23 protein-coding genes are annotated in these 23134 nt (G+C 39.6%); 15 read left to right on the top strand and 8 right to left on the bottom strand.

The annotated features are described in order from the left end of the window. Positions 1-534, top strand: a complete 534-nt coding sequence (locus ACOB80_RS09265) for a hypothetical protein (RefSeq protein ID WP_473165539.1) — start codon at positions 1-3, stop codon at positions 532-534. Positions 535-569: 35 nt separating this feature from the next. Here ACOB80_RS09265 and ACOB80_RS09260 read toward each other — a convergent pair whose 3' ends face one another. From ACOB80_RS09260 to ACOB80_RS09250, 3 genes are all read right to left on the bottom strand, one after another. Further along, entirely contained in the window at positions 570-1877 is a 1308-nt protein-coding gene (locus ACOB80_RS09260) for a hypothetical protein (RefSeq protein ID WP_473165538.1), read from the bottom strand. Between the two features lie 159 nt (positions 1878-2036). Continuing rightward, positions 2037-2813 carry a LytR/AlgR family response regulator transcription factor gene (locus ACOB80_RS09255; RefSeq protein ID WP_473165537.1) on the bottom strand — a complete coding sequence of 259 codons (777 nt, stop codon included), beginning with the start codon at positions 2811-2813 and terminating at the stop codon, positions 2037-2039. Continuing rightward, positions 2806-3834 (bottom strand): sensor histidine kinase, encoded by a 1029-nt coding sequence (locus ACOB80_RS09250; RefSeq protein ID WP_473165536.1) that lies wholly within the window; start codon positions 3832-3834, stop codon positions 2806-2808. Before ACOB80_RS09250 ends, ACOB80_RS09255 begins: the two co-directional genes overlap by 8 nt. A 276-nt stretch (positions 3835-4110) precedes the next feature. Between ACOB80_RS09250 and ACOB80_RS09245 the strand changes: the two genes are divergently transcribed. The 6 genes from ACOB80_RS09245 to ACOB80_RS09220 all read left to right on the top strand — a co-directional run bounded on the left by ACOB80_RS09245 (position 4111) and on the right by ACOB80_RS09220 (position 8484). Then, positions 4111-5118, top strand: a complete 1008-nt coding sequence (locus ACOB80_RS09245; RefSeq protein WP_473165535.1) for an alpha/beta hydrolase — start codon at positions 4111-4113, stop codon at positions 5116-5118. 212 nt (positions 5119-5330) lie between these two features. Beyond that, positions 5331-5801: an SPFH domain-containing protein gene (locus tag ACOB80_RS09240; RefSeq protein ID WP_473165534.1), complete on the top strand. Its 471-nt coding sequence runs from the start codon at positions 5331-5333 to the stop codon at positions 5799-5801. Positions 5802-5920: 119 nt separating this feature from the next. Further along, entirely contained in the window at positions 5921-6313 is a 393-nt protein-coding gene (locus ACOB80_RS09235) for a hypothetical protein (protein WP_473165533.1), read from the top strand. A gap of 65 nt (positions 6314-6378) precedes the next feature. After that, positions 6379-6747 carry an energy transducer TonB gene (locus tag ACOB80_RS09230; RefSeq protein ID WP_473165532.1) on the top strand — a complete coding sequence of 123 codons (369 nt, stop codon included), beginning with the start codon at positions 6379-6381 and terminating at the stop codon, positions 6745-6747. A gap of 133 nt (positions 6748-6880) precedes the next feature. Further along, positions 6881-7261 carry an energy transducer TonB gene (locus ACOB80_RS09225; RefSeq protein ID WP_473165531.1) on the top strand — a complete coding sequence of 127 codons (381 nt, stop codon included), beginning with the start codon at positions 6881-6883 and terminating at the stop codon, positions 7259-7261. Positions 7262-7377: 116 nt separating this feature from the next. Next, complete coding sequence (locus ACOB80_RS09220) at positions 7378-8484, top strand: serine hydrolase domain-containing protein (protein WP_473165530.1); 1107 nt, start codon at positions 7378-7380, stop codon at positions 8482-8484. A gap of 92 nt (positions 8485-8576) precedes the next feature. Here ACOB80_RS09220 and ACOB80_RS09215 read toward each other — a convergent pair whose 3' ends face one another. Next, positions 8577-9491 (bottom strand): SDR family NAD(P)-dependent oxidoreductase, encoded by a 915-nt coding sequence (locus ACOB80_RS09215; protein ID WP_473165529.1) that lies wholly within the window; start codon positions 9489-9491, stop codon positions 8577-8579. 270 nt (positions 9492-9761) lie between these two features. On the opposite strand from ACOB80_RS09215, the gene ACOB80_RS09210 reads away from it, so the two are divergent. From ACOB80_RS09210 to ACOB80_RS09185, 6 genes are all read left to right on the top strand, one after another. Next, positions 9762-10241, top strand: coding sequence for a DUF4345 domain-containing protein (locus ACOB80_RS09210; protein ID WP_473165528.1), 480 nt, complete (start codon positions 9762-9764; stop codon positions 10239-10241). Position 10242: 1 nt separating this feature from the next. Next, positions 10243-10572: a DUF1330 domain-containing protein gene (locus tag ACOB80_RS09205; RefSeq protein WP_473165527.1), complete on the top strand. Its 330-nt coding sequence runs from the start codon at positions 10243-10245 to the stop codon at positions 10570-10572. A gap of 66 nt (positions 10573-10638) precedes the next feature. Further along, positions 10639-11490, top strand: a complete 852-nt coding sequence (locus ACOB80_RS09200) for an AraC family transcriptional regulator (protein WP_473165526.1) — start codon at positions 10639-10641, stop codon at positions 11488-11490. A gap of 171 nt (positions 11491-11661) precedes the next feature. Further along, positions 11662-12294: a chromophore lyase CpcT/CpeT gene (locus ACOB80_RS09195; RefSeq protein ID WP_473165525.1), complete on the top strand. Its 633-nt coding sequence runs from the start codon at positions 11662-11664 to the stop codon at positions 12292-12294. 206 nt (positions 12295-12500) lie between these two features. Continuing rightward, entirely contained in the window at positions 12501-13400 is a 900-nt protein-coding gene (locus ACOB80_RS09190) for a LytTR family DNA-binding domain-containing protein (protein ID WP_473165524.1), read from the top strand. A 144-nt stretch (positions 13401-13544) separates the two neighbouring features. Next, complete coding sequence (locus tag ACOB80_RS09185) at positions 13545-14456, top strand: alpha/beta hydrolase (protein WP_473165523.1); 912 nt, start codon at positions 13545-13547, stop codon at positions 14454-14456. A gap of 67 nt (positions 14457-14523) precedes the next feature. Here the strand turns inward: ACOB80_RS09185 and ACOB80_RS09180 are convergent, their stop codons facing one another. The 4 genes from ACOB80_RS09180 to ACOB80_RS09165 form a co-directional block, all read right to left on the bottom strand. Beyond that, positions 14524-15126 (bottom strand): peptidylprolyl isomerase, encoded by a 603-nt coding sequence (locus tag ACOB80_RS09180; RefSeq protein ID WP_473165522.1) that lies wholly within the window; start codon positions 15124-15126, stop codon positions 14524-14526. 164 nt (positions 15127-15290) lie between these two features. Next, positions 15291-16052, bottom strand: coding sequence for a transporter substrate-binding domain-containing protein (locus ACOB80_RS09175; protein WP_473165521.1), 762 nt, complete (start codon positions 16050-16052; stop codon positions 15291-15293). Between the two features lie 236 nt (positions 16053-16288). Further along, entirely contained in the window at positions 16289-19537 is a 3249-nt protein-coding gene (locus tag ACOB80_RS09170) for a S41 family peptidase (RefSeq protein ID WP_473165520.1), read from the bottom strand. 418 nt (positions 19538-19955) lie between these two features. Further along, the gene (locus ACOB80_RS09165; protein ID WP_473165519.1) at positions 19956-20912 is read right to left on the bottom strand and encodes an NAD(P)H-dependent oxidoreductase; all 957 of its coding nucleotides are present in this window, start codon (positions 20910-20912) and stop codon (positions 19956-19958) included. A 150-nt stretch (positions 20913-21062) separates the two neighbouring features. Here ACOB80_RS09165 and ACOB80_RS09160 point away from each other — a divergent pair, with 150 nt between their 5' ends. After that, positions 21063-21959 (top strand): LysR family transcriptional regulator, encoded by an 897-nt coding sequence (locus tag ACOB80_RS09160; protein WP_473165518.1) that lies wholly within the window; start codon positions 21063-21065, stop codon positions 21957-21959. Between the two features lie 95 nt (positions 21960-22054). Then, complete coding sequence (locus ACOB80_RS09155; protein ID WP_473165517.1) at positions 22055-23134, top strand: serine hydrolase domain-containing protein; 1080 nt, start codon at positions 22055-22057, stop codon at positions 23132-23134.

Genomic DNA, 23134 nt, shown 5'->3' with positions numbered 1-23134 from the left:
GTGTTAGAGCAAGAAATTAACAGCAATAAAAACCTGTATCGAATTACACAATTACCCTTGGTAACTGTTTATGACGATAACTTATTTATTCGCAACGACTATGACGTATTGTCTCCTGGTCAACGTAACTACTTGCTTGCCTTTTTTTCAAAACATGGCTTTAAGCAAAAGTCTGGCAAACTCATGACCGATGCAACGGTGAATATTCACTTCCCGAAACCTCAGTCAAATCTCGCGGTTTCTGCCTTTGAGCCTTGCTTTATAGAAGCATCGAAAACTGATTTATATTGTGTTACTCCAACGCAATTTGCCGAAGCGCTGTTTTACTCTTGTGTTGATGGCGGTGTATCTCAAGATCAGCTTTTAGATGAACTTAAATGTTTAATTAACAAGTGTCCTTTCAATATTGAGTGGTTGCGCGATATTAGCTATCACTCTCCCATCGAATCATTAACACTGCGCACCTTCAATGAACTTAGTGATTATCAAAGTGCCATCATTGAAGAAAAATTTAAGAAGAAAAGAGCGCTATAGTGGAGAACTAGCGCTCTTTGAATTTATTTAACTATTTATTGGTTATTGGCGTTATAGCTCTTTGAATCTCGCGTATTAGGGATTGCGACATAAGCGTCAAAGGCGACGATAAGGTGCTTATCATCCTCCGTCAGAAAATCAAAACGATGTATTTGATCTCTTAATGGGCGTAAGTCGACAACAAAGGTTTGATTCGCTTTGTTTTGAATATATTTGCCAAACATATGCGCGTCTTCATCTGTTTTACCTTGTGCGTTTATCTTACCAAAATAGCTACCACACCCTTTTTTAACATCTGTTTTAGCACCAGTATCTTGGCCACTGGTTTTGTATTCACCGCTAGAGCACTCCATAAAGACATTGAAGGTATATTTGTTATCGAATTTAGCGAATTCTTCAACGAAATTACCCAACATTGTGCGACCCAGATCGGTATCTACGCTCGTTGCGGAATGATACCCACCAAATTTAAAGAATACTTTAGGGTCATGGCTAGTTTCCTTGCGCTTGCGCTTAATGTTTTTGATCAAGGTTTGTTTGATCAATTCTTCTCGCATGATATTGGATTTTGCTAATGGAAACCTCGATGGTGAAGCCCATGGGCCATAAATAATGTTACTTGCTACCATGCCGTCTAGCAGCTCGTTCGCATCTTCTGTGGTGTTGTTACGAAACAGTGAAGTAAAAGTGTTCATTTCATTTGGAAGTAAGTTACCGAATAGCATTTTGTCGTTTGCTAGCCTTTTTTGCATATCTGCTATTGCTTGGTGTTGCTCATTAGTTTTGGCGATGGTTTTTAAGTAAGCAAGCTGCGGCCCTAAGCCAAAAATAAACTCCTGATCTAAGCCCCAAATAACGTCTTTAGCCTTTCCTGTTGCTTGATACATATCAGCCACCATTTGCGCTTCTTCTTGCCAGCGCATAAAAGCGATTGAGTCTTTGCCTAGATCTGATGATAAGTATTTGTTCAAAGCAGGAAACCCACCTTTTGCCAAAATGTTCTCCATTTTTTGGGCGCCAAAAGGTGAAAACTCTAACGCAGCGTGATCAAAGCCATGGTGTTTCGTCAGCCCTTTGTATATATCAGCCGAAAGTTGAGGCACCTGCGCTAATCCGTGGCGCTCTCCAATCATGTAATATTGCGTACCTTGACCTTGGTCGATTAACCAAGCAAGTCCTTGCCCTGAAGCTTTGCCATCTTTAATGGTTAAGTAACTATGGTGTTTAGTGACCAGTTCATCAAATAGTGCCTTGTCTTTGTCTACGCTATTTGCCGAAACGTTAGCAACAACAAAAAGTGTGGTTAGTGCCGTGACCATGCTAGTAATAATGCGTCGTTTCATTTTTATCTCCTTCTTTGAACTTACCACTCTAGTTTTAGTTATGGTTGAGCGATAAAGCTTTAAAGAAACCAGTGAAACGGAGAAAAACACCGGTGAAACGGAAATATTATCTTTTGACCTAGATTAAAGTCTTAATTTGATAGAGATATAAATAGAAAGTTAGCTACCAAACCACTGCTTGAATACTTTGGCTCGCTCTCGACTAACATGAACAGAAAACTCTGGCATGTGTTGTAAGTTGATATTTACTTTGCCGCCAAGGCCGGTTTTGGCACTAACGATAGCGCCGCGGTTGATAATGATTTTACGATTGACGCGAAAGAAGCTGTCGTTATCTAATTCAGATTCTATTTGAGCCAAGGTGCCTTTAATACTGTAGGTTCTACCATTATCGGCAACACAAAAGGTGCTTTCATCAGAATACATATACAAGATGTTATTGGTAGGCAAACTAACGAAGTCATTGCCTGACTTTGCTAACAGCTTCTTTGGGCTTTTCAAACGACTTAGCTCTTGCACTAACTGTTTGTATTGCGATTGAAGGTGGGAATTGTCTTGATACTTTTGATGGTTTTGCAGAAATTTGTTTAGCCCTTTGGCGACCTTTTCAAAGGATAAAGGTTTAAGTAAATAATCAACGCTGTTGAGTTCAAATGCTTTCAGTGCGTATTGATCAAACGCTGTGGTAAAAATGATAGGGCAATTAATATCAGACTCGTTAAAAATAGCGAAAGATTGCCCATCTTGTAGCTGAATATCTAAAAACAATAAATCTGGCATAGAGTGGCTGTTAAACCAGGCTTTACTTTGTTCAACAGACGTAAGCCACTGAACAATATTTAGCTCTATGTTAGCTTCTGCTGCAAAGCGCAAAACAAGGTGTTTTAGGTTTTCATACGCGAGCTTTTCATCTTCGATGATCACGATATTAATCATAATGCTGCACCTTGATTAAAGGCGCTTTCACTATAAAAAGCTCAGGGGTTTCCTCAGTCACTAATTGGCGTTCTGTTAATAATAAAAAGCGCTCATCTAAGTTAGCTAATCCAACTTTTGTGCTGTCTACAGGGGTTGTTACTGTCCGTTTTTCATTGCGAACAATTAAGGTGTCGTCGTCGATACTGACATAGACCTCAAGCGGCGTTTCATTGTCGAGTCGATTGTGTTTAACGACATTTTCCAAGAGTAATTGCAAAGTAAAAGGCGGCAAGTGCCAGTTGTTGGCATTTGGCGTGTCTAAGTTAAGTGTTATGCCATTCTCGAAGCGAATGTTGATTAACGACAAGTATAGGTTGGCGCACTCAATATCTTCTTTTAGTGAGAATAACGGAAATTCGTGACTGGTTAACATCGTGCGTAATAAGTCAGATAAGTTAGCTAAATATGATTGCGCAGCTTTGTTCTCTGGCGTTATTAAGGCTTGTAATGTGTTTAAATTGTTGAATAAAAAGTGTGGGTTAATTTGTGTTTGTAATGCAGACAGCCTAGCTTCGGAGGCTTGTTTTTCTAACTCTTTTTGTTTGAGTAACAACGCTTGTTGGCGTTTTTGAGACAGCACAACAATTGCAAGAAAAGTCACGGCAAAACCAACGACAAACCCTTCTACGATATAGTTGATGTAATGAAGCCCTTTTAATGAATCATTTTGGCCATAGAAGGTAATAAAAATCTGTTTTATCATCGAGTTGATAAAAAGGTTAGCGAGAATGACCCCTGCCACCGAAAAACAAAAATAACGCTTTGAGAAATCTTCTGTTTTACTCATAAAGAAGAGAGCGATTAAACCATAGAGGTACAATTGAGAGATTTCGATAACAATAGCGGTAACGCTAAAAACCTCCGCCCCTGCAAACTGGCTGCCGTAATAGGTGCTTAAATACGTGAATAAACCAACAATGGCAGGTAAAAACCACAGGATCCTATTGTTATTGATGGTTTGAATAAGGCCTGAAAACATCTGTTTTTATAATTTTTGATGAATGAATACAGTAGCTTAAAGTGACCAATTTTCGTTTAAAAAGCAACAAATGAATTGCTTGTGGCGTCTTAGGAATGTCCTAGATCTGCTATTGGGAGCTTTAGCATTAGCCTGAAAGTTACGCATTAATCTAAAAGTTAATGAGCTACGAAAAATTTCGTTGAATAAGTCGTTTATTTGTGAGAGATTGTTTTGTATACAAAATTATCAGCTCTTAAAATTCACTTATAAACTAATAAAAATTAAAGGATTAATATGGCTTTTTCTTTTAAACGTATCACGAAAAATAAGCTTACTTTTGTCGTAACAGTTCTAGCAACTGTATATTTATTGTTGCGCGCTATAGCGGCATTCCAATACGAAACCACGTCGTTTGAAGGGAGTTATTTCAACTTTGAAGGGAAAAATGTGGGATACGTTTGTAAAGGAAATGGTAACCCTTTAGTTTTTCTTGAATCTGGCTTTGGCTCCGATTCGGAAGAAACTTGGTCCGCTATTCTTGAACAGTTACCAGAATCTTTCACTGCATGCTATTACGACAGATTAGGGCATGGGGGCAGCGACGACGTTCCACGCACATTTACCACTGACCAAAAATCTCAAGTTCAAGAAGCACTAATAAAACATATTGCAGGCGAAAATCCCGTCATTTTAGTGGCGAAATCTTATGGAGGGATCATTGCTAGAAGAACTGTTGCCAGAGAAAACATTAATGTGGCGGCCTTAATATTTCTAGACTCTGCACACGAAAATCAACACGAAATCATGCGTGGTAAATTCGACCCGATTCCTGAGTATGTAAAAATTTGGCACTATGTGGATCCAGTGTTAGGACTATCTGCCATTAAAAATATCTTCAAGGACTACGACTCTAAGATTTCTAAACGATTAGACCAGTACTACGGTAGTTTTAGATACGCCCATGTACTTTCGACGTACCGAAATGAGAAAGGCCTTTACACGCCCTTGGAAGACTTTAACTATGATTTTGGCGACCTAAAAATGGTGGTGATGAGTCATGACAAAGAAGCCTACGCACATAGCCCTCGCTTTTCTCAACTAGCAGATTACTGGCCTGATATGCAAAAAAGCATTGCTGCTCTGTCGAATAACTCAGAGCACATTATTGTCAAGGGTGCTACTCATAACATTACTGCCGATGCGCCACAGGCGGTTATCGCCAAAATTACAGAAACTGTAGCGCTTGTCTCAAACGAGGCGGGCAGAAGTAATTCTGATCAAACAGCAAGCGTTGAACTATAACTAGCAGCTGTTTATTTCGAAGTGAGACAGATCATGATTAATGGGCTTTCTCACTGTACTTAGATTACTCACCCACTTATCAATTATTGTCTTATCTAGCAAAAGCTTAGTAATTTTGTTAAAAATGGAATAATAGGAAAAGTGAGCGAGAGCGCAGCAGAAAACATGAAGTTTGCGCACTGTTAAATTGTTATAAGTACTAAGGAGAGTTCATGCATCCGAATAGGAATGCGATCGCATTTGGCGGCCTAATTGGTCTAGTTTTATTTTTTGTTTTATTAATTGTTGCAGCCTTATGGGCTTGGCCAAAATACAAAGTATATAAACTAGAAATGAATGGTATTGCTGCTTTAAAGGAAGCGGAATGGAGCAAACAGATACTTATCGAAGAAGCAAAGGCTCGTGAAGCTGCTGCTCTTATGCAAGCAAAAGCAAGAGTAACTCTAGCCGAGGCCGACGGAAAAGCTAAAATTGTTCAAGCAAAAGCTGAAGGCTTGGCTGATATTGAACGAGCTAAAGCCGCTGCTGAAGCTAACAAAATTATTGGTGAATCATTAAAAAATAATGAAGAATATCTGCGCTACATATGGATCAAAGGGCTACAAGAAGGTAAAGGGGAACGCATTTATATTCCAACAGAAGCAGGTTTGCCTATCCTAGAAGCCGGAAAAGCAGGTAAATAGTAAAGTACTTATAACAAGCGCATTAATCACGGGACTGCTAACAGTTTGCTCGGTTCCGCTGCGCTACACAGTTTAGCTAAGCATTATCAGCCACTTTTATTGGGGCGTTATATTTTTCTATGGATAGATCATTGAGAGCTATTTTTGCATTGTGTTTTTTTAGTTGTTTCGCTAATTCAACAACTTGCTTTCATACAGAAGCGCAAGCGGAAGAGTGGAATAGAAAATACGGTAATCTCTTCAAGGTAGAAACTGCTTTGAACAGCGGTGCATACGACGTAACTGCAGAGTTGCCAAAAAGTATTGATGGTCAACGCTTTGATTCAGTCTCACTATTCGTGAGCAACCTTGAACAACCAACATTTTTTGCTACGTTAAGCACATACGAAGATGATGGTGTTACTAAAGTATGGTTCGTTACAGATCATAGAAACTCTCAAAAGCATTATTTGAGTTTTAGCTACGGTACTGGGTGTGGCATGTATGTGACACTAGAGGTAGATTTTGAGTAAAAATATAACAAACACATTATATTCATTCGCTTCGCTCATTGGGGCGTTATGTTGAAAGGTGATCTGTGAAATACATATTGTTTTTAATGTCTTTATCAAGTTTCTATGCAAGTGCATGCATACCATGCGATAAAGAATTAGCTTTAAAGGTTTCTCATCAGGCGAATCCCAAATTTCAAAAATCATTTTCTAGCACATTAATGACAGGAGAAGTCTCATTCGAAATTGATGTCGACTATAACGGTAAAATTGAAAATGTTGTGATTATAGATATTCAGCCTGAGAACATACCAAAACAGGTTGTCTTGGATATGATAAAACGTTCCAAGTATACGCCTCTATTACCTAGAGATGGCTTTGCCCAGTGCGGGGTAAAAAATTATGCTCTAACAATGGAGTTTTTATTACCTCAAAAAATGGAACTAGAGTTGTAGTTAAGAAGCTAAACATAACAAGTCAATTAAGTGCGGGACTACTAAAAGCTTGCTTGGTTCCGTTTCGCTACGCAATTTTAGCAAGCTTTTAAAAGCCACTGAATGGGGCGTTAATTTTTAAAGGGAATTTCAAATGAATCGGTCTGGTTGGTTGTTTTTGATGGTTATTTTGGTTGTGGGGTGTAGCTCGAAAAATAAAGAGCTACTTAATGAACCTGCAATAACAATAAAAATGCATGAGCTATACAAGTATTGGACCCCGAAACAAAATAGTATTTCGTTTAGCAACGACTTTATACCACCGCAAGAATCGGGTTTTGTTAAAGTAAAAATTTTAATTGATTCAAATGGTAAAGTCTTCAATCCGGTAATCATTGAATCTATTGGGGGTTGGGACAAATTTGCGTTACGTGCAGTAAAAGAAACTGATTACGTTAATACTGAATTCAACACCAAAAAAACTCCTGTTTATGTCATTAAAGAGTATAGATTTTCGGCACCTATAAAAATATAACAAGTCACTACAGTAATGGGGCTGCTCAAGCTTGGCTCAGTTCCTATTCGCTTCACAGTTTAACCAAGCTACTACCAGCTCCCCATGCGAGCCTCACTTACCACAAGGAATGTTCAGTGAAACTTTCAAGTTTAGTATTTTTATTTACATTAGCCTTTATTTCTATTTGTCCTTGTTTGGCTAGCTCCCCTTTAAAGTCCAACTTAACTGAACCTGAAAAGTTGAGCGCGCTTGAGAACAAAATTGAAGAACTGAGTAGAAATAATCAAGTGAGTGGTAGTTTTCTGTTCTATCGCAAAGGGGAAGTTTTATTGAGGAAGGTCGTAGGCAAGGTTCATCCTGATAAGAATGAGCTTATTACCTTCAATTCTTCATTTAATTTAGGATCGGTATCTAAACAGTTTACTGCAATGGCTGTTGTTTTACTTAAACACCAAGGCAAGTTGGAGTTTGATAAGCAAGTAACATCCTATCTGCCTGATTTTCCTTATAAGAATATTACCGTTCGACACTTACTTACGCATACTTCAGGCATGGTAGATTACGAAGAATTAACGGATAAATATTGGAATAAAAGGGATTTTACCAATCAAGATATGATGACTCTCTACCGAGAACATCAACCTGCTTTAGCGTTCACACCTGGAAGTAAATTTGAATACAGCAATACAGGGTATGTTGTTTTAGCGCATCTAGTAGAAACAATCACTAATCAATCCCTTGAAGCTTACTCTGCTCTGCACATATTCAAACCATTAGGTATGAGTAATACACGAATATTTACCATTCTTTCGAAAGATAATCAGTTCAAATCACGTGTTTATGGTCAAGATGGTAACGATATTAACGACTTGTATTACCTTGAAGGGGTGACAGGTGACGGCGCCGTATATTCAACCGTTGATGATTTATTGAAATGGCACAAGGGCTTGTTAGAGAACAAATTAATACCAGCTTCCTTAAAAGCCGAAGCATTTTCGCCGACTACTTTAAACGACGGCTCACTGTCGTACTATGGATTTGGTTGGTCAATAGATGCAGAGTCGCCGTCAATAATCGCCCACTCTGGCAGTTGGGTTGGTTTTAGAGCTTATTTGATCAGGAATATTGAAAAAGATGAAGTGCTAATATTCTTAACAAATAACACTGGAGGAATGAGTTTTACGGAGCTAAGAGAGCTAATTTATTCTGCATTAGATACCGAGTTTAGCTATTTATTGTAGGCTAAAGTAAATACGTGGCACTTGAGCGATTGTCAGGTTTGCTTGATTACTTTTAGTCAAACCCGACAACTCAAAGTTAAGGTTTATATTACTTAACGGATAAACCCTTCTAACGCTTGTTTTGCGTTGTTTTGAAACTGTTCATTTTTTAAATCAGCAAATAATGTGCTTTGTTCGCTTATAGGCCCAGTTAACCCTTTTTTGCTGGCGTAAAAGTGGCCGCTTTTGTACGTGTCATCTGTTAACGCATCAACAAAACGTTTAGCGCCAACTTCGACTCGGTGCACTTTATTAAGCATTAGCATGACTTTCATCATGCTTTTCATGACGACGCGTTTAACCGTGGATAAAGAATTAAAGCCTTCTGTACCTGTGGTTGCACCAGGGCTCATGGTAACAAACTTAACATTAGGGTAATCGCGAGAAATTGAGGCCATCCACAAGGCTGCCATGTATTTGATCGGGCCATAAGGAATAGTCGCGTCTTTTTGGCTGGCAAATAACTCACCGCGGCAAAGGGCTTCAAAATCTTCGACAGAAGAATTAGCAAACTCTGGGCGTTTCATTCCCATTTCTCTTACTCCACGTGCCGCTTCTGAGCCGGCATAGATAGCTGCTTGAGTAAGCTTGTTTGCTGCTAAAAGTTCTTTTGTTAGTAATACGTGCCCAAGTAAATTTACCGCGACTATTTGGGTTACGCCTTCTTTGGTTTTTTGATAAAACGCTTTTCCGCCAGTACCTCCAGCGTTCATAACAAGGGCATCAACAGGCTCTGGTAAGTTTTTTACGGCTTTTCGCACGGAATCTAGGCTAGAAACGTCAATCAGTAAGACTTCAAAGATTTTTCTGCCGGTAACTTTTTCTAATTCATGTTTAGCTGTTTCAGCTTTTGCTTTATTTCGGCAACCTAAATAAATCTTCTCGATGCCGTGAGTTAATGCTAATTGTCTTGCACTTTCTTTGCCTAAACCTGCGTTTGCGCCAGTAATCAATACACTTTTAATCATAACTGTACTCCTGATGGAATGAATCTGTGGTCAATGTGCAACGATTAAGTTGCATCGCTTGGTAGCTACTTTAGGTGATCGCGTTTTTTCGTTTTTGATATTTCTTGCTGTGTTTCTTTTATTCAATGTTTGTTTGAAAAGGTCGCTTATACGTTACTTGTTTAGTGGATAGAGGAGAGGGAAAGTGTAAAAGAGCAAGAAATATCAAAAAACGAGGTGTCGATTTTTCTACCATGTGCTTCAACAATTATTGAACATGAGAGTAAAAAAATGCACAAATCAAACACGATGGAAATTAACGCTATGCCAAGTAAGCCAATCGAGAGAAAGGTATTTCAATTCTTGGTGTTGGTACTCGCAGTGATATGCTTTATTCCAGGTGGCGTCAGTACGTTTGCTGGGATGAATGGCAGTTCGTTATTGGGTGGAGGGCCACTCATATTTTCAGAAGACAGCGTATTGAGAGGTTTTGCTGACAATCAATACCGATTTGGCTTTGGTGTCTTTTTCGCACAAGGCATAGCTCTTTTGTATTTTCTTTCCAATATTGAAAAGCACGCTATTGTTTTTCGTTTTGTTGTCCTAGCGCTATTTATTGGTGGACTGGGTAGGCTTTCCAATATTGTAGAATTTGGCTTAGTAGATCAACAAGTTGTAGGACCTACAGTGATTGAGTTAGTGATTGTTCCTTTACTATTGTTATGGCATCGCAGAGTGCTTAAAGCATCAAACAATATCTCGGTAAAATAACATGGGACATATAAGAAGCAATGACATGACCTTACCCGTATTTTTGCATATTGAAGCGACGCCAGATCCGCAAGAGCGACAAGCAATGTCAGCATATTACGCCAAAGTGCCCAGTTTGATGCGTGCCCATGGTGGTATCCCGATTGCAAATTACGATGTAGAAATGGCGCTTGATGAGTTAGATAGCCCAGCGATGTTTAGCGTAGTGTCGTTTCCAACACGAGAATCCATCCAGCAATTCTTCGACGACGTTACTTATAAGTCGATGATTCCGGTGCGCGATAAGGCCTTTAAACATTTACGTTTTTTTGTCACTAGCGAGCGAATTTAGCTAACGAATAGATACAAAAGATTACTTGAGTTAAGCTTTAATTGAATAGAATTTTTAGGTTTATTTATGCAACGATTTTTTAAAAGTATCGATTTTATTGAACAACACCTTTACGACAAGATATCTGTTCATGAAGTCGCAGCAGCATCACATTATTCAACCTATCACTTTAGCCGAATATTTAAAGCCTTGGTGGGCGATACGCCTAAAGAGTATCTTCGAAAGCGCAGGCTTACTGTCGCCGCTAAACGATTGCTGACGGAAGATATAGCTATATTAGACTTAGCTTTAGATTGCCAATTTGATTCGCAAGAAGCATTTACCCGTGCGTTTAAAGATTTGTTTAACATAACGCCTGCACAATATCGAAAGCAAAACGACCCATTTAGATTGTTATACAAAGACCAATTCAGTCCGCATATGCTTCATTTTTTGCAAAATGAATTGTCGATGGAGCCAGAAATTATTACTCGCCCTGCAGTTAAGCTAGTGGGCATAGCAAATCATTACGACAACAGTGATTTAAGTTTGCCTAAGCTGTGGTCAGGGTTTAGACCTTATCGCGACCTTGTTCAAAATCGTACTGGTGACGAATCGTTTGGCTTATACGAAGCTTATGAAGAAGATGGTGAGGATGTGAAATTCACTTATATTTGCTGTGCACCAGTGGTCAATTGGGACCATGTACCAGAAGGGATGATCACACGAGAATTACCAGAGCAGTTATACGCAAAGTTTGTTCATAAAGGGTCGATTGCAGATCTCGATAAAACCTTGAAATATATTTGGGGTAGCTGGCTACCTAAGTCTAAGTACCTTTATGAAGAAAAGCCTGACTTTGAGTTGTATCCACCGAATTATAATGTGATGGATCCCCATTGTGAAATGGCCATTCACATCCCAATTATCGCAAAATAATCGACAAGATAAACGGTGGAAACAAGCGGTATAAAATATAAATGGCGTTTGTTAACTTATTGATAACGAAAGATATGTGAGTTGGTAACAACTCACTGTTCATCCCTCTTGATTAGTTATTGTTCTATGGACTAAGCTGTTACTTTGTAACATATTCACTAAGGGATAATAATGAAAATAAACGCCTTATTCGCTGCACTCTCACTAAGTCTACCGCTATCATTACAAGCGACTGAATTATCAACGCTTGCTGATTGGATGACAGGCTCTTTCAATAGCAAAGCACAATCTGAAACCAATGAAGCTTATTTTGATATCAACTTAGAAATGGCGCAAATTTGGGTCGAACGCACGGACGCCACTTGGTTATACGTTGAGCAGGCAGTTTCGAAAAGCTTGGATAAGCCGTACCGTCAGCGTGTTTATAAGCTTGAAAAGGTTGGTGACAATCAATTTGTCAGTACTGTTTATTCACTTCCTGAACCAAAGGCTGTTGTTGGTGCCTGGAAAACTCCTGCCAGTTTAAACAGCTTAACACCTGATAACTTGTTATTACGTGAAGGCTGCCATATTAATATCGACGCCAAACAAAAAGGTGGGAAACTCATTTTCACTGGTTCTACCGAAGAAAAAATGTGTTCAAGTAAGTTGCGTGGCGCGAGCTATGCCACGTCACATGTGGATATTCGTGACGATGTGCTAACAAGCTGGGATCAAGGATTTGATGGCGCAGACAAACAAGTTTGGGGAGCTGAGCAAGGCCCTTACGTATTTGATAAAGTGAAAAATTACTCGATCAAGTAAGTTATATAAATGGGCGGGTTTCAAACTAATTGTTGTTCGCCCTCGCTAGCTTTTCCAGAATAAAGCAATTCATATCAACATTTGATCATCAGCACTTCACGAAAAATACTCTATTTGTTTTAACTAGATAAAATCTCGCGATTTACGCTTGATTAACTTGAATAAAAAGACAAACTACTCATACCTTGAAGTTAAATGTTCGATAGATGATAGATAAAGAAGTAACTCCCTCTTTTTTGGGAACCGTTAAAGCGATACTCAGTCGTTCGTCCATTTTCGAGTTGCCACAGCACTTAATGATTAAGGTGTTCTTGGCGAATAGCTTCGTTACTTCTCTGTTTCTATTACTTTTTCAACCGTTTCAGCTATACCGGTCATCGTTTCTTGATTTACTCGGTGTGTCGATGATGACTGCGCTGGCCATTTTTACTTCAGCGACCTTAGTTCATTTGGTTTTTCGAAAAGCTGTTGTTGAGAAGCTCATCGATTACAAATCAACACTATTTTATGAATTATTAGCGTCTTTACTTGTGATGTCCTTAGCGGTTGCATTAATTTATGCTGCAAGGGTTTATCAAGGACAAGTGCCAGCGTCCTACCAGCACTTATTATTGTTTTTTTACTATGGATTATTAGTCGCGCCTTTTCTCATCATAATGAATCGTTTCATTATTGTGTTACGTGTTTTGTTTAGCTTAGCTGTAAGAAAGTCTACTTCTGAACAGCTACCCAATGCGCGAGAAAAGCGAGAGAAAATGGTGATTACCTGTCCAAGCGGTGAAGCGGTCGAATTGACGCCTTCTCTTTTGCTTTTTGTGAAGGCTGAAGGAAATTATTTACAACTCACCATCGAACATGAGGGAAAGTTAACAACCCGCCTAATACGTTGCACGTTAAGTGCTTTTATCTCTCAACTCCAAGAGCATACTTTTCTTTTACAGTGTCATCGTTCGTATGTGGTGAACCTTAAAAAGGTGTCGAAAATGGTGAAAGAACAAAATAATAATTACCTTCAATTGATCGATTCCGACTTCTATGTGCCAGTTTCTAGAGCAAAAACAGCATCCATTAAGATTCAACTAGAAGCAGTTAAAACCTCTCAATAGAAACTTATTTCATTGTTTACATGTTATATGTCTACCACTGGTCACAAAGGCTAACCATTGGTCACAAACGCATTTTAATTTGTCATCAGCGCTTCAATATATGGCTTTAGATATCAACTTGTCATTTGAGGTTTTAATTATCTAATGAAAAAATATATTAAGAGCACAGCAATTTTTGTTGTGTTTACCGCGTTACTTTGTGGCTGCTCGTCTTACAAATATTTACTACCTAAAGGTCCAGATTTAACCAATCCTAAGCCTATAAATTCAGGAAAAGATTTTTTTACCATAAAAGCTTATAAACATAGTGACTTAAAACATGTTCGAGTGTGGACGTATAAACCGCTTGGTTGGAAAGCAACGGATCAAGTGTTGTTTGTGATGCATGGTATGTCGCGAAACGCTGAAGATTATCTCAACGCATGGGTTGAGATTGCCAATCAAAAGAAGATTTTGTTGATAGCGCCAGAGTTTCATAATAGGTTTTATCAATATACAACCAATGACTATCAAGACGGGAACTTATATAACTTCTTTGGCATAGAAAACCCTAGAGAAGAGTGGGCTTTTAGTGTCATAGATAACATTATTGATCACATCAACGATACCAATTCATTTGATATCGATAGCTACAATATTTTTGGGCACTCAGCAGGAAGTCAATTTGTCCACAGGATGGTGTTATTGTATCCAAGTGATAAATTAAATGTAGCCATTGCCGCTAATGCAGGGGTTTACACAGTACCGAATGAACAGGGCGACTACCCTTACCATTTACCACCTAATCATCCGCCGCTTAATCAAGCGTTTACCAAGACGTTAATTGTTCTTGTGGGAGACAACGACACTCTAACCACATCTGGGCGATTAGATGAGTCCTCTGGCGCTCTAGAACAAGGAATGAATCGAAAGCAAAGAGCGAAACATTTCTTCGAGATAAGTCAAAAGCAATCCAAAGCGATTGGCGCTGACTTTAATTGGCAACTGCACACTGTCCCTGATGCAGGGCACAATAAACACCTGATGATTGAAGCGGCTGCTGAATTTCTTAAGTAAAAATAATTAGGCGTGAGAGCGAAGTAAAGTAACCTTGTTTAACTTCGCTCTAGCGGCTCGCAACCGGCTATTTTGTGTCTTCTAACACTACCATGCGAACAATTTTAATCATCTTTTTGGGCACCGTAGGGTAACCTAGCTTATCGTTAAAGCCTACTTCTACTTCAGACATAGCTTCGAGTACTTCATAACCTTCCACTACTTCACCAAATACGGCGTAGCCCCAATCACGGCCAGGGTCTAGGTTAAAATTGTCGTTAAGATTAAAAAAGAATTGTGTGGTTGCTGAGTGAGCGTCTTTTAACTGTTTTGCCATGGCGATCGTACGCTCTTTATTTTTTAAACCGTTCCCTGATTCGTTAAAAATAGGTTTTGCCGGCGTAACTTCTGAGTAGTCGATATTAAACCCGCCACCTTGCACTAAATAGTCTTGTTCTACTCTATGGATTAAGGTGTTGTCATACTCTTTTTTGGCAACATAACTAAGAAAGTTATCTGTTGTGATTCTTGCCTTATGGCGATCTAGCTCGACCACGATATTTCCCATTGAAGTTTCAATACGCACTTTGGGGTACAGATTATTTGGCTGAATATATTGCCCTTGGTTTTGCGTGGCAAAAGAAGAATAAGAAATGAATAACGTTGCGATTAAAAGTAATGCTCTGAACACGAAAACTCTCAACAAAAAGTAAAGTATAAACTTGACGATATCATAACAGCATTTATATCAATTTAATGTAATTGGTATTAAATATTCCGTTGAAGTTTTTAGTGATGAAATTTAAAGGGGAATTTGTCTGTAAAATAACTTCTACTTTGTCCATTTTGTTATTTTTATTCTGGTCTTTGCTCTAGCAGTTTGGCCTTTTTTCTAAGCTGAGCTAACTCTTCTTTGTTTTCTTGGATGAGAGTGAAAATTTTTGAGGTAAACTCATTCGCTTCAAGTGCCATTAAATGAAAAGTCGTTAAGGTAAATGGAAGGTTGTCTGCTAACGCTAGTGGTGGGAGGTTGTGTTTTTTCATTATATGTTGAGCGACGTTGTACTCAATGTCGCCGCCAGTAGCACGCTTGCTAAGTACCATCATATAAACCGCATAGGCGTCGGACACTTCTATAAAATCGATATAGTGTTTCTTTCTTAGTGGATAAAAGGCAATTGGCGTGAACCCTCGAGGAAAAGCGAGACTGGAAAAACTGGAAGGGGTCATTTTTTGATTTGAAGGCAGAACCATGGTTCCGCCCAAGCCGAATGCGAGTGGAGGGCTAAACCAATATTTATTGCTATTATTTTTTGAGTTTTCTGGGTGCCAATCTGGATTTCCGGGATAGATGAAATCAATAGTTTTTCGATCAAGTCTACCTGATAACCGTTTTACTGGAAGCGGTACTAGCTCAAACTGACAATTGGTTTTCTCTGATAACCATTGAATAAATTCATTAAAGAACGTGGGTTTGGATATATCATTGCCATTGTAATGTGGACTATAGTCCATTGCTTGAATGCCAACAGTATATGGCTTTTTCGGGCAACTTTGTGCAGGAAAGCTGGTTGCTAACAAGCTTAAAGTGATGATGATTACCGCTGTTTGATACATCTAATTCTCTTGTGATTCCTGTACTTCCAGTTCAATTATGGGTTAATAAAAAACTATCAATTTACATCTGCTCAACATTAACTTTATCAAAGGGACGTCGTATTTACGATATGTAGTGAATAAACTTAGTTCAATCTTTAGTGTTACCCCTGCGCCACGATGGATACAGTGATAATAAAAAAGCGAACACTGACATTGTGTTCGCTTTCTACTTATTTATTTAAAAGAGCAGGCAGTTATAGCTTTTTAAGAAGTACTTCTACTGCTTTTTCAATTTGCTTATCACGACCTTTTGCAGAAGATTCTGGGTCGTTTTTCACCATATGTGTTGGCATAGTTTGGTTGTTTTCTAGGTATTCACCTTTGGTATTTTTCATACCCACTTGTGGAACACCTGCACGGAAATCACCTGAGATACCAGTTTCCCACCAAACGGCAGTCATAGTACCTGGTACCGGCATACCAACCATTTCACCAAGCTTAAGTTGTTCATATGTATAAGCAAATGCATGGGCATCACTGTAGTTACCTTCATTGATAACTAATACCGACGGCTTATTCCATTGGTCTAACGGATCGCCGTGGTACTGACGACCGCGTACGTGCATAGTGAAGTACTCATTACCGCTTAATAGTTTAGCTAGATCGTTGTGTAACCAGCCGCCGCCATTAAAGCGTGTATCTACTACCACAGCTTCTTTATCAAAGTGCTTACCTAGTAGTCTTGAGTATACTGCTCTAAAGCTTGGATCGTTCATGCCACGAACGTGTACATAGCCTAAACGGCCACCTGAAAGTTCTTCAACTAGCTTCTCGCGTGAAGATACCCAGCGATCGTACATTAAGTTGCTTACTGTGCGCGCCGACGCAGGTTTTACGACTTCATCAAAACGCTCGCCATCAGCTTCGAAAGTAAAGCGAACGCGCTTACCTGTGGTATGGTTTAATAGCTTATGCATGTTTTGGCGTGCCGTTAATTCAACACCATTAATGGCTTTTAGAGTAACACCCGCTTTCACTTTGCTACTTGCCGTATCAAACGGACCTTTAGCGAGTACTTCACTAACGGTAAATGAGTTATCGTTAAAGAATAAGCCTAAACGACCTGTATTGTCGTCACTAGAACTTCTACTTGGACGATATGAAGAACCAATGTGAGAAGCATTAAGCTCACCTGTCATTTCGGCAAACATATTGGCGAAATCACGGCCATGGCCAATTGAATCAAGCTTCTGACGATATTCTTCACCCATTGCATCCCAATCGATACCGTGGAAGTCGTCGCGGTAGAATTTGTCTTTAATAATTCTCCAGCTGTGATCGAACATGAAAGCACGTTCTTGTTTTGCTTTTAATTCGATGACAGGTTGTACGCTGATCGGTTTAAGCGAGATTTTCTTACCAACTTTACCTTGTCTTAAACTACCGTTGGCCAGAATAAAGACGTTTTTCTCGTCTGGACTAAATGACATAGTTGCCCATGGTGCGTTTAACTTAGCGACAAGCTCAGTTTTACGCTCGCGAATATTGTGACGCCACAAGTCATAGCCTTTTTCAAAACGAGCTAAGTAGTATAACTCTTTAGTGTCTTTTGTTAGATAAGCATCACCTAAAGAAGAAGCATGCAAGGTTAAACGTGCAGTGCGTTGCTCGATGTTATCCCACTCAATCTTAAGTGGCTCAACGGCTTCTTCTTTCTTCTCATCGTCTTTTTTCTTGTCGTCAGCAGTCTCTTCTTTTTTATCTTTGTCGGCTTTTTTCTTATCGTCTTTCTTCTTTTTGTCTTCAAGTTCTTTATGAAGCGCATATTCTTCTTTGCTCATGCGGAACTTATCGTAACTGTCTTGCGTTAAGAAAGCGGCCATAACATCGGCTTTACGACCCCAGCTACCGTGGTCACGCATACCGAAACGTGTGCTTCGCCATAAAACGGCTGCGCCGTCAGTGTGCCACGTAGGTGAGCCATCGCTGTAACCTGAAAGGCTAATATCGACTGGCTCTTTTGAGCCGTCAGCAGGGAAAACGCCGACATTAGTGATAAATAAACGGCTACGTGGGGCAAAATCTGCTGTCATCCAGTAACTGTCAGGTGCCCAAGCAAAACTAATATCGCCGTCAGCGTATGAGTAGTTGTGTTGTTTGCCTAATGCAACATTGACCTTTTTTGACTCTCTGTCGATTACTTGAATTTCGTCTCTAGCAGACAAGAAAGCTACTTTCTTGCCGTCAGGTGAGTACACAGGTTGGAAGCTATCGGTATCAGCTTTGTGAAGCACTTCTTCTTTTAACAAAGTCGATGCAAAGAAATATGGCTCGTCTTCATCAACGATTGAGGTTTCGTATAAGCCCCAAACACCATCACGTTCTGCTGTGTAAAGCAGCGTGCGGCCATCTTTGTGGAAGGATACTGAACGCTCTTGCTCTGGTGTATTAGTGATAGCGCGAGTTGTTTTAAACTCTGTGCTAGCAACGAACACTTCACCACGGGCAACGAAAGCAACTTCTTTACCATCAGGAGATACAGAGTATTCAGTGACTTTTCCACCTAATGAAACAGGAAGTAGCTCGTTTTCTTGTCCATCGTTGGCAATGTTAATATTAACGCGTTTAGCCGATTTGCCTTTTTGTGTGAAAATACTGCCGTGGTGAACAAAGGCTAGTGTGCCATTGTCAGCGATAGATAAACTTCTTACTGGATGTTGCTTGAAGTTGGTCATTTGCTTCTTGTTACCGCCGTCTAAATCGGCACGCCACACGTTAAAGGCACCAGATTTTTCTTCTGAGGTGTAAAAGAAGGTATCGTTGTCTTGCCAAACAGGGTTGTGATCCGCGCCTTTAAACGTGGTCAGTTGCGTGTGCTTACCTGTCGTTAAATCGTGTAACCAAACATCACGTGCAAACGCTGAAACGTCATGTTTTCTGAATTGGTTTTCATAGGCTTTTTCATCGCGATACAAGATTTTTTTACCATCAGGCGATAGTTGAATTTCTGAGCCAGGGGTGGTTGTTACCATTGAAGGCGTGCCACCTGCGATGGACACTTTATAGGTTTCAGAAAGACGAGAAGTAGGGAAATACGTTGAGTCTTTTGAATCTTGGCGAGAAGAAGTAAATAGTACTTCGTTGCCATTTTTACTGAAATCTTGCGGAATATCAGACGCTGAATGGTAGGTCAATCGTGTTGCCTTTCCACCGTTACTCGGCATAACGTACACATCTAAATTACCATTACGATCGCTAGCAAAGGCAATTTGTTTACCATCGCGAGACCAGATTGGATGACCGTCCCAGTCGTTATGAATTGTTAGTGGACGCGCTGTTCCACCTTTAGATGAAACTGTGTAGATATCACCCTTGTAAGAAAAAGCAATTTGCTTTCCATCGGGCGAAATACTGCTGTGTAAAAACCATTCTTCATTCGCATTAGCTGTTGCGCTTATCGACGCGAGAGCTAAAGCAGAAATGGTATGCTTAACTAATGACATGTATTTTTCCTTAACTATGAAGTGGTCTTCGCCACCTGAATAATTTTTATAATTGTTAAAGCACGGGTTAAATGCTTTTAGCACTAGAAACACTAGTACAAACTGTTTGTTTGAACAAAGGGGAAGTTCAAGTTTAATACAAAATGACAATTTGGATAGAGAAGGTTAACGCTGTTAACAAAGCGAATCTACCAATATTGACAGCTCATTATCTCAGTTAATCATCAAATTACAAAGGTGTTACATTATAACAATGCCTGTGTTTAAACTAGTGCTATTAATAGGAAAGTGTAAGAAATATTAACAAGGCTTTTACAGGGTGATCATTTAGAGGCGGGTACGGCGAAAAAAGCTAACCGTAATGCAGTAAAACATATGGTAACGGTTAGCTTTGAGTTGAGTCGAACAGGTGTTAAGTTTATACCTGAGTCACATGATACTTTGTTATTTGAATGCCTTTGTCAGTGGTATTGTGCAACTGCCATTTCTCATTAACCACTAGACTTATAGACTCACCGCTAAAGTTAGAGTCTGGAAGAGTTTCTGTTGTGACTTGAACGGTAAGATCTACCTCAAAACCTTGCTCGGTTTGCTTGACGTTCATCGCTTGAATTTGGTGGTCACAACCTGGTTTAAATTGGGTTTTAACAAACGCAAACCAATCGCGAAAACCTTCATGACCATAAAAATCACCCTCTGGCATTAGCCATTTCACATCAGCAGACAGATAATTAGTAAAAACGCTAGTATCTTCTGGAAGTCGATCCATGTTCTTGAACCATTTACGGACAAAATTTTCTACGAACTTCTCGTCCACATGCGATAACGAAGTAAGCTTTTCGATGAGTTCGTTTCCGTGAAATTTTGCTTTGCGTTCAACATCTGCAAGTTCATTGTAAACACCGGGAATATACACCATACCATGCGAATAAATAGGCTTGTGGAAATTCATTCCTGCTAGGTAAGCGGTTTGCTGGAGCGGTTGAATCAGTTGTTCGATGGTAAAATGGTTATAGCCAAGAGGGTCATAAGACTCTTCTGGTCCACCTATAGTAAATGACAATATCAATTCTTTGTTTTGCAGCTTGTCGCCTTGGGTTCCATAAGCAAAATTATAGGCGAAGACATCATCAATCCACTTTTTAAGTAGAGCAGGAACGGAGTACCAATAAAAGGGAAATTGCAGCACAACAATATCAGCGTCTATTAATGCCTGTTGCTCTGCATCTATATCGATATTGTAGTCTGGATAAAGGCTATCTAAGCGTCTGATCGAAACAGAAAGCTCTGAGTTTTCTAAGGTCTGAAGAATAACCTGATTGGTGTTTGATTCAGATAAATTTGGGTGACCTGAAATAACTAATACTTTACTCATTTGTATGCTCCCGCAATGTGTTCTGATATTTACGGGAGAAAGTGTATTCTAGATTATTATTTATTTTTAGATGACAATAAGCTAAAGGATTGTTAGCTTTTGCCTAATAATCGGTGGCGAATTTGTCAGTGAATTAGGTGGTGACGAAAAATGAATGGTAGTACTTATAATCAACTTCGAGTATTTCATGCCATTGCCAAAGAAGGCAGTGTTAGTGGTGCAGCTCGTTCGTTAGAAATGGCACCCCCATCTGTTAGTCAATCTCTTAAAAACTTAGAGCAAGAATTAGGCTTGCCTTTGTTTACGCGCACCACCAGAAAGGTAGAGCTAACAGAGGCAGGACAAATGCTATTTCAACGCACTTTTCAATCTGCTAATGCGCTAGATTTAGCGGTTGAAACTGTCGCTGATTTGAGTCGAGAGCCACGGGGTAAAGTTAGAATTACCTTGCCTCGATTTGTTTATCAGCAAGTACTCGCGCCTATTTATGTCGAGTTTTGCCAGCGCTACCCAGAAATAGAACTAGAAATTTCTTTGTTTGACGGTACGGTTGATATTATCGAACAAGGCTTTGATTTAGGTATTCGTTTTGGCGACAAAATTGCTGAAGGCATGGTAGCTAAGTTTTTATTACCATCAAGAAAGGATGCCTTGTTTGCCTCACCTAGTTACCTGGAGAAATACGGTTACCCCAACAGCATTCGAGAATTAGAAGGCCACAAACTGATTTACTACCGCTTTATCAGTGGCAATCAATTACTGCCTCTCACTTTAGAAGAAAATGGTGAACAAATAACGATAGACCTTGAGCCTGCTTTGGTAACTAACGATACAGATTTAATTAAGGATGCTGCTATTCAAGGACTAGGAATTGGGCGGCTTTTAGTGTCGATGGTAGAAGAGGAGCTAGCTTCCGGTACCCTAGTTCCTATTCTTGAAAACCATTGGCTCGACGTTGCTGGTTTATACCTTTACTTTCATCAGAATGCACAAAAAGCCAAACGAGTGCGTGCACTTATTGATTTCCTGATGGAAAAGCTCGGCTAAGTTTGTCATTCATCTTAACGAAAGTTGGTTCAGTTTATATTCAGCTAAGCTGGTTTATTTTTGTTCAAAATTTGATGGACAAAGGACGCTAACAGATGAAACTTGGGACACTTCTTCAAAGCCTATTGATTATAGGCCTAATGTTAATAACCGCTTGTAACAGTACTGATCACAAAACCATTAAAACGGGGCCGAAAGCGACCCTCAAGGAAACGTTAGACACAGCCATAGACGCTAATATATCGAGTAATGAAGCTGGAATGATTATGAGTGTCTGGCAAGACGGCGAAGTACTGTACACAGGACAAAAAGGCTTAGCGAAATCAGGAACGGAAATTAACAGCCATACAGGCTTTAGGTTAGCATCGGTCAGTAAAACGTTTACGGCAACAGCCATACTCAAGCTTTACGAGCAAGGCTTAATTGACTTACAAGACTCTGTACTTGAATACCTACCTCAGTTAGATACCTCTTGGCGTGATATTACGATTCACCATTTGCTAAGCCATCAGTCAGGAATTCCTGATTTTGCTAATGACTTTGACGATAAGAAGATCCTGCCTAATGGATTGACCAACGCTAATGTCGTTGATTACTTTGTCAGAAACCCTCGATTAGAGTTTTCACCTGGCAGTAGCAGTGATTACAGCAACACAGGCTATGTTTTACTGGCTGAAATTGTTGCCGAAGTCAGCCAGGGGACGTTTTCTGACTTTATGGATAATGAGATATTTCACTTGTACTCGATGGAAGAAAGCTATGTGATTGATGAAGATAGCGATATTTTGGCTACTGCTGCCATGAATCATGCCTACACACATGACCTATTTAACCGCGGTTTTTATGCTACTGGAACGGCGGGGCAAGTAAGCTCTATGGCCGATATGTTGACCTTCTTTTCTGCGTTTGTTCAGGGAGAAGTACTGCATCCTGAAACCCAACAGTTAATGATGACTCAATACGCTATTCCAGTTTTTCGTGGGTATGGCTATGGTGTGGGCTTTTTCAATGATGAGTTAACTGTATATGGCCACACAGGTGGCAATGACGGCTTTAGAACCATGTATGTCGTTAATAAAAACAAAAATGCGATAGTTATTCTACTAGGCAATGGCGGAAACAAGCTGCCTGACTTTAACTATTTAGTGGAATTAGCAGGTGAGTTTATTCAGTAA

This window comes from Thalassotalea coralli (assembly GCF_055786205.1).
The sequence above is the reverse complement of the archived record's forward strand: the minus strand, read 5'-3'. Positions and strand labels throughout refer to the sequence as shown.

What these genes read in the sequence shown, in the direction of transcription:
- ACOB80_RS09260 (WP_473165538.1), bottom strand. Translation starts at nt 1,877, where the DNA reads ATGAAACGACGCATTATTACTAGCATGGTCACGGCACTAACCACACTT.
- ACOB80_RS09255 (WP_473165537.1), bottom strand. Translation starts at nt 2,813, where the DNA reads ATGATTAATATCGTGATCATCGAAGATGAAAAGCTCGCGTATGAAAAC.
- ACOB80_RS09250 (WP_473165536.1), bottom strand. Translation starts at nt 3,834, where the DNA reads ATGTTTTCAGGCCTTATTCAAACCATCAATAACAATAGGATCCTGTGG.
- ACOB80_RS09245 (WP_473165535.1), top strand. Translation starts at nt 4,111, where the DNA reads ATGGCTTTTTCTTTTAAACGTATCACGAAAAATAAGCTTACTTTTGTC.
- ACOB80_RS09240 (WP_473165534.1), top strand. Translation starts at nt 5,331, where the DNA reads ATGCATCCGAATAGGAATGCGATCGCATTTGGCGGCCTAATTGGTCTA.
- ACOB80_RS09235 (WP_473165533.1), top strand. Translation starts at nt 5,921, where the DNA reads ATGGATAGATCATTGAGAGCTATTTTTGCATTGTGTTTTTTTAGTTGT.
- ACOB80_RS09225 (WP_473165531.1), top strand. Translation starts at nt 6,881, where the DNA reads ATGAATCGGTCTGGTTGGTTGTTTTTGATGGTTATTTTGGTTGTGGGG.
- ACOB80_RS09215 (WP_473165529.1), bottom strand. Translation starts at nt 9,491, where the DNA reads ATGATTAAAAGTGTATTGATTACTGGCGCAAACGCAGGTTTAGGCAAA.
- ACOB80_RS09210 (WP_473165528.1), top strand. Translation starts at nt 9,762, where the DNA reads ATGCACAAATCAAACACGATGGAAATTAACGCTATGCCAAGTAAGCCA.
- ACOB80_RS09205 (WP_473165527.1), top strand. Translation starts at nt 10,243, where the DNA reads ATGGGACATATAAGAAGCAATGACATGACCTTACCCGTATTTTTGCAT.
- ACOB80_RS09200 (WP_473165526.1), top strand. Translation starts at nt 10,639, where the DNA reads ATGCAACGATTTTTTAAAAGTATCGATTTTATTGAACAACACCTTTAC.
- ACOB80_RS09195 (WP_473165525.1), top strand. Translation starts at nt 11,662, where the DNA reads ATGAAAATAAACGCCTTATTCGCTGCACTCTCACTAAGTCTACCGCTA.
- ACOB80_RS09190 (WP_473165524.1), top strand. Translation starts at nt 12,501, where the DNA reads ATGATAGATAAAGAAGTAACTCCCTCTTTTTTGGGAACCGTTAAAGCG.
- ACOB80_RS09185 (WP_473165523.1), top strand. Translation starts at nt 13,545, where the DNA reads ATGAAAAAATATATTAAGAGCACAGCAATTTTTGTTGTGTTTACCGCG.
- ACOB80_RS09175 (WP_473165521.1), bottom strand. Translation starts at nt 16,052, where the DNA reads ATGTATCAAACAGCGGTAATCATCATCACTTTAAGCTTGTTAGCAACC.
- ACOB80_RS09170 (WP_473165520.1), bottom strand. Translation starts at nt 19,537, where the DNA reads ATGTCATTAGTTAAGCATACCATTTCTGCTTTAGCTCTCGCGTCGATA.
- ACOB80_RS09165 (WP_473165519.1), bottom strand. Translation starts at nt 20,912, where the DNA reads ATGAGTAAAGTATTAGTTATTTCAGGTCACCCAAATTTATCTGAATCA.
- ACOB80_RS09160 (WP_473165518.1), top strand. Translation starts at nt 21,063, where the DNA reads ATGAATGGTAGTACTTATAATCAACTTCGAGTATTTCATGCCATTGCC.
- ACOB80_RS09155 (WP_473165517.1), top strand. Translation starts at nt 22,055, where the DNA reads ATGAAACTTGGGACACTTCTTCAAAGCCTATTGATTATAGGCCTAATG.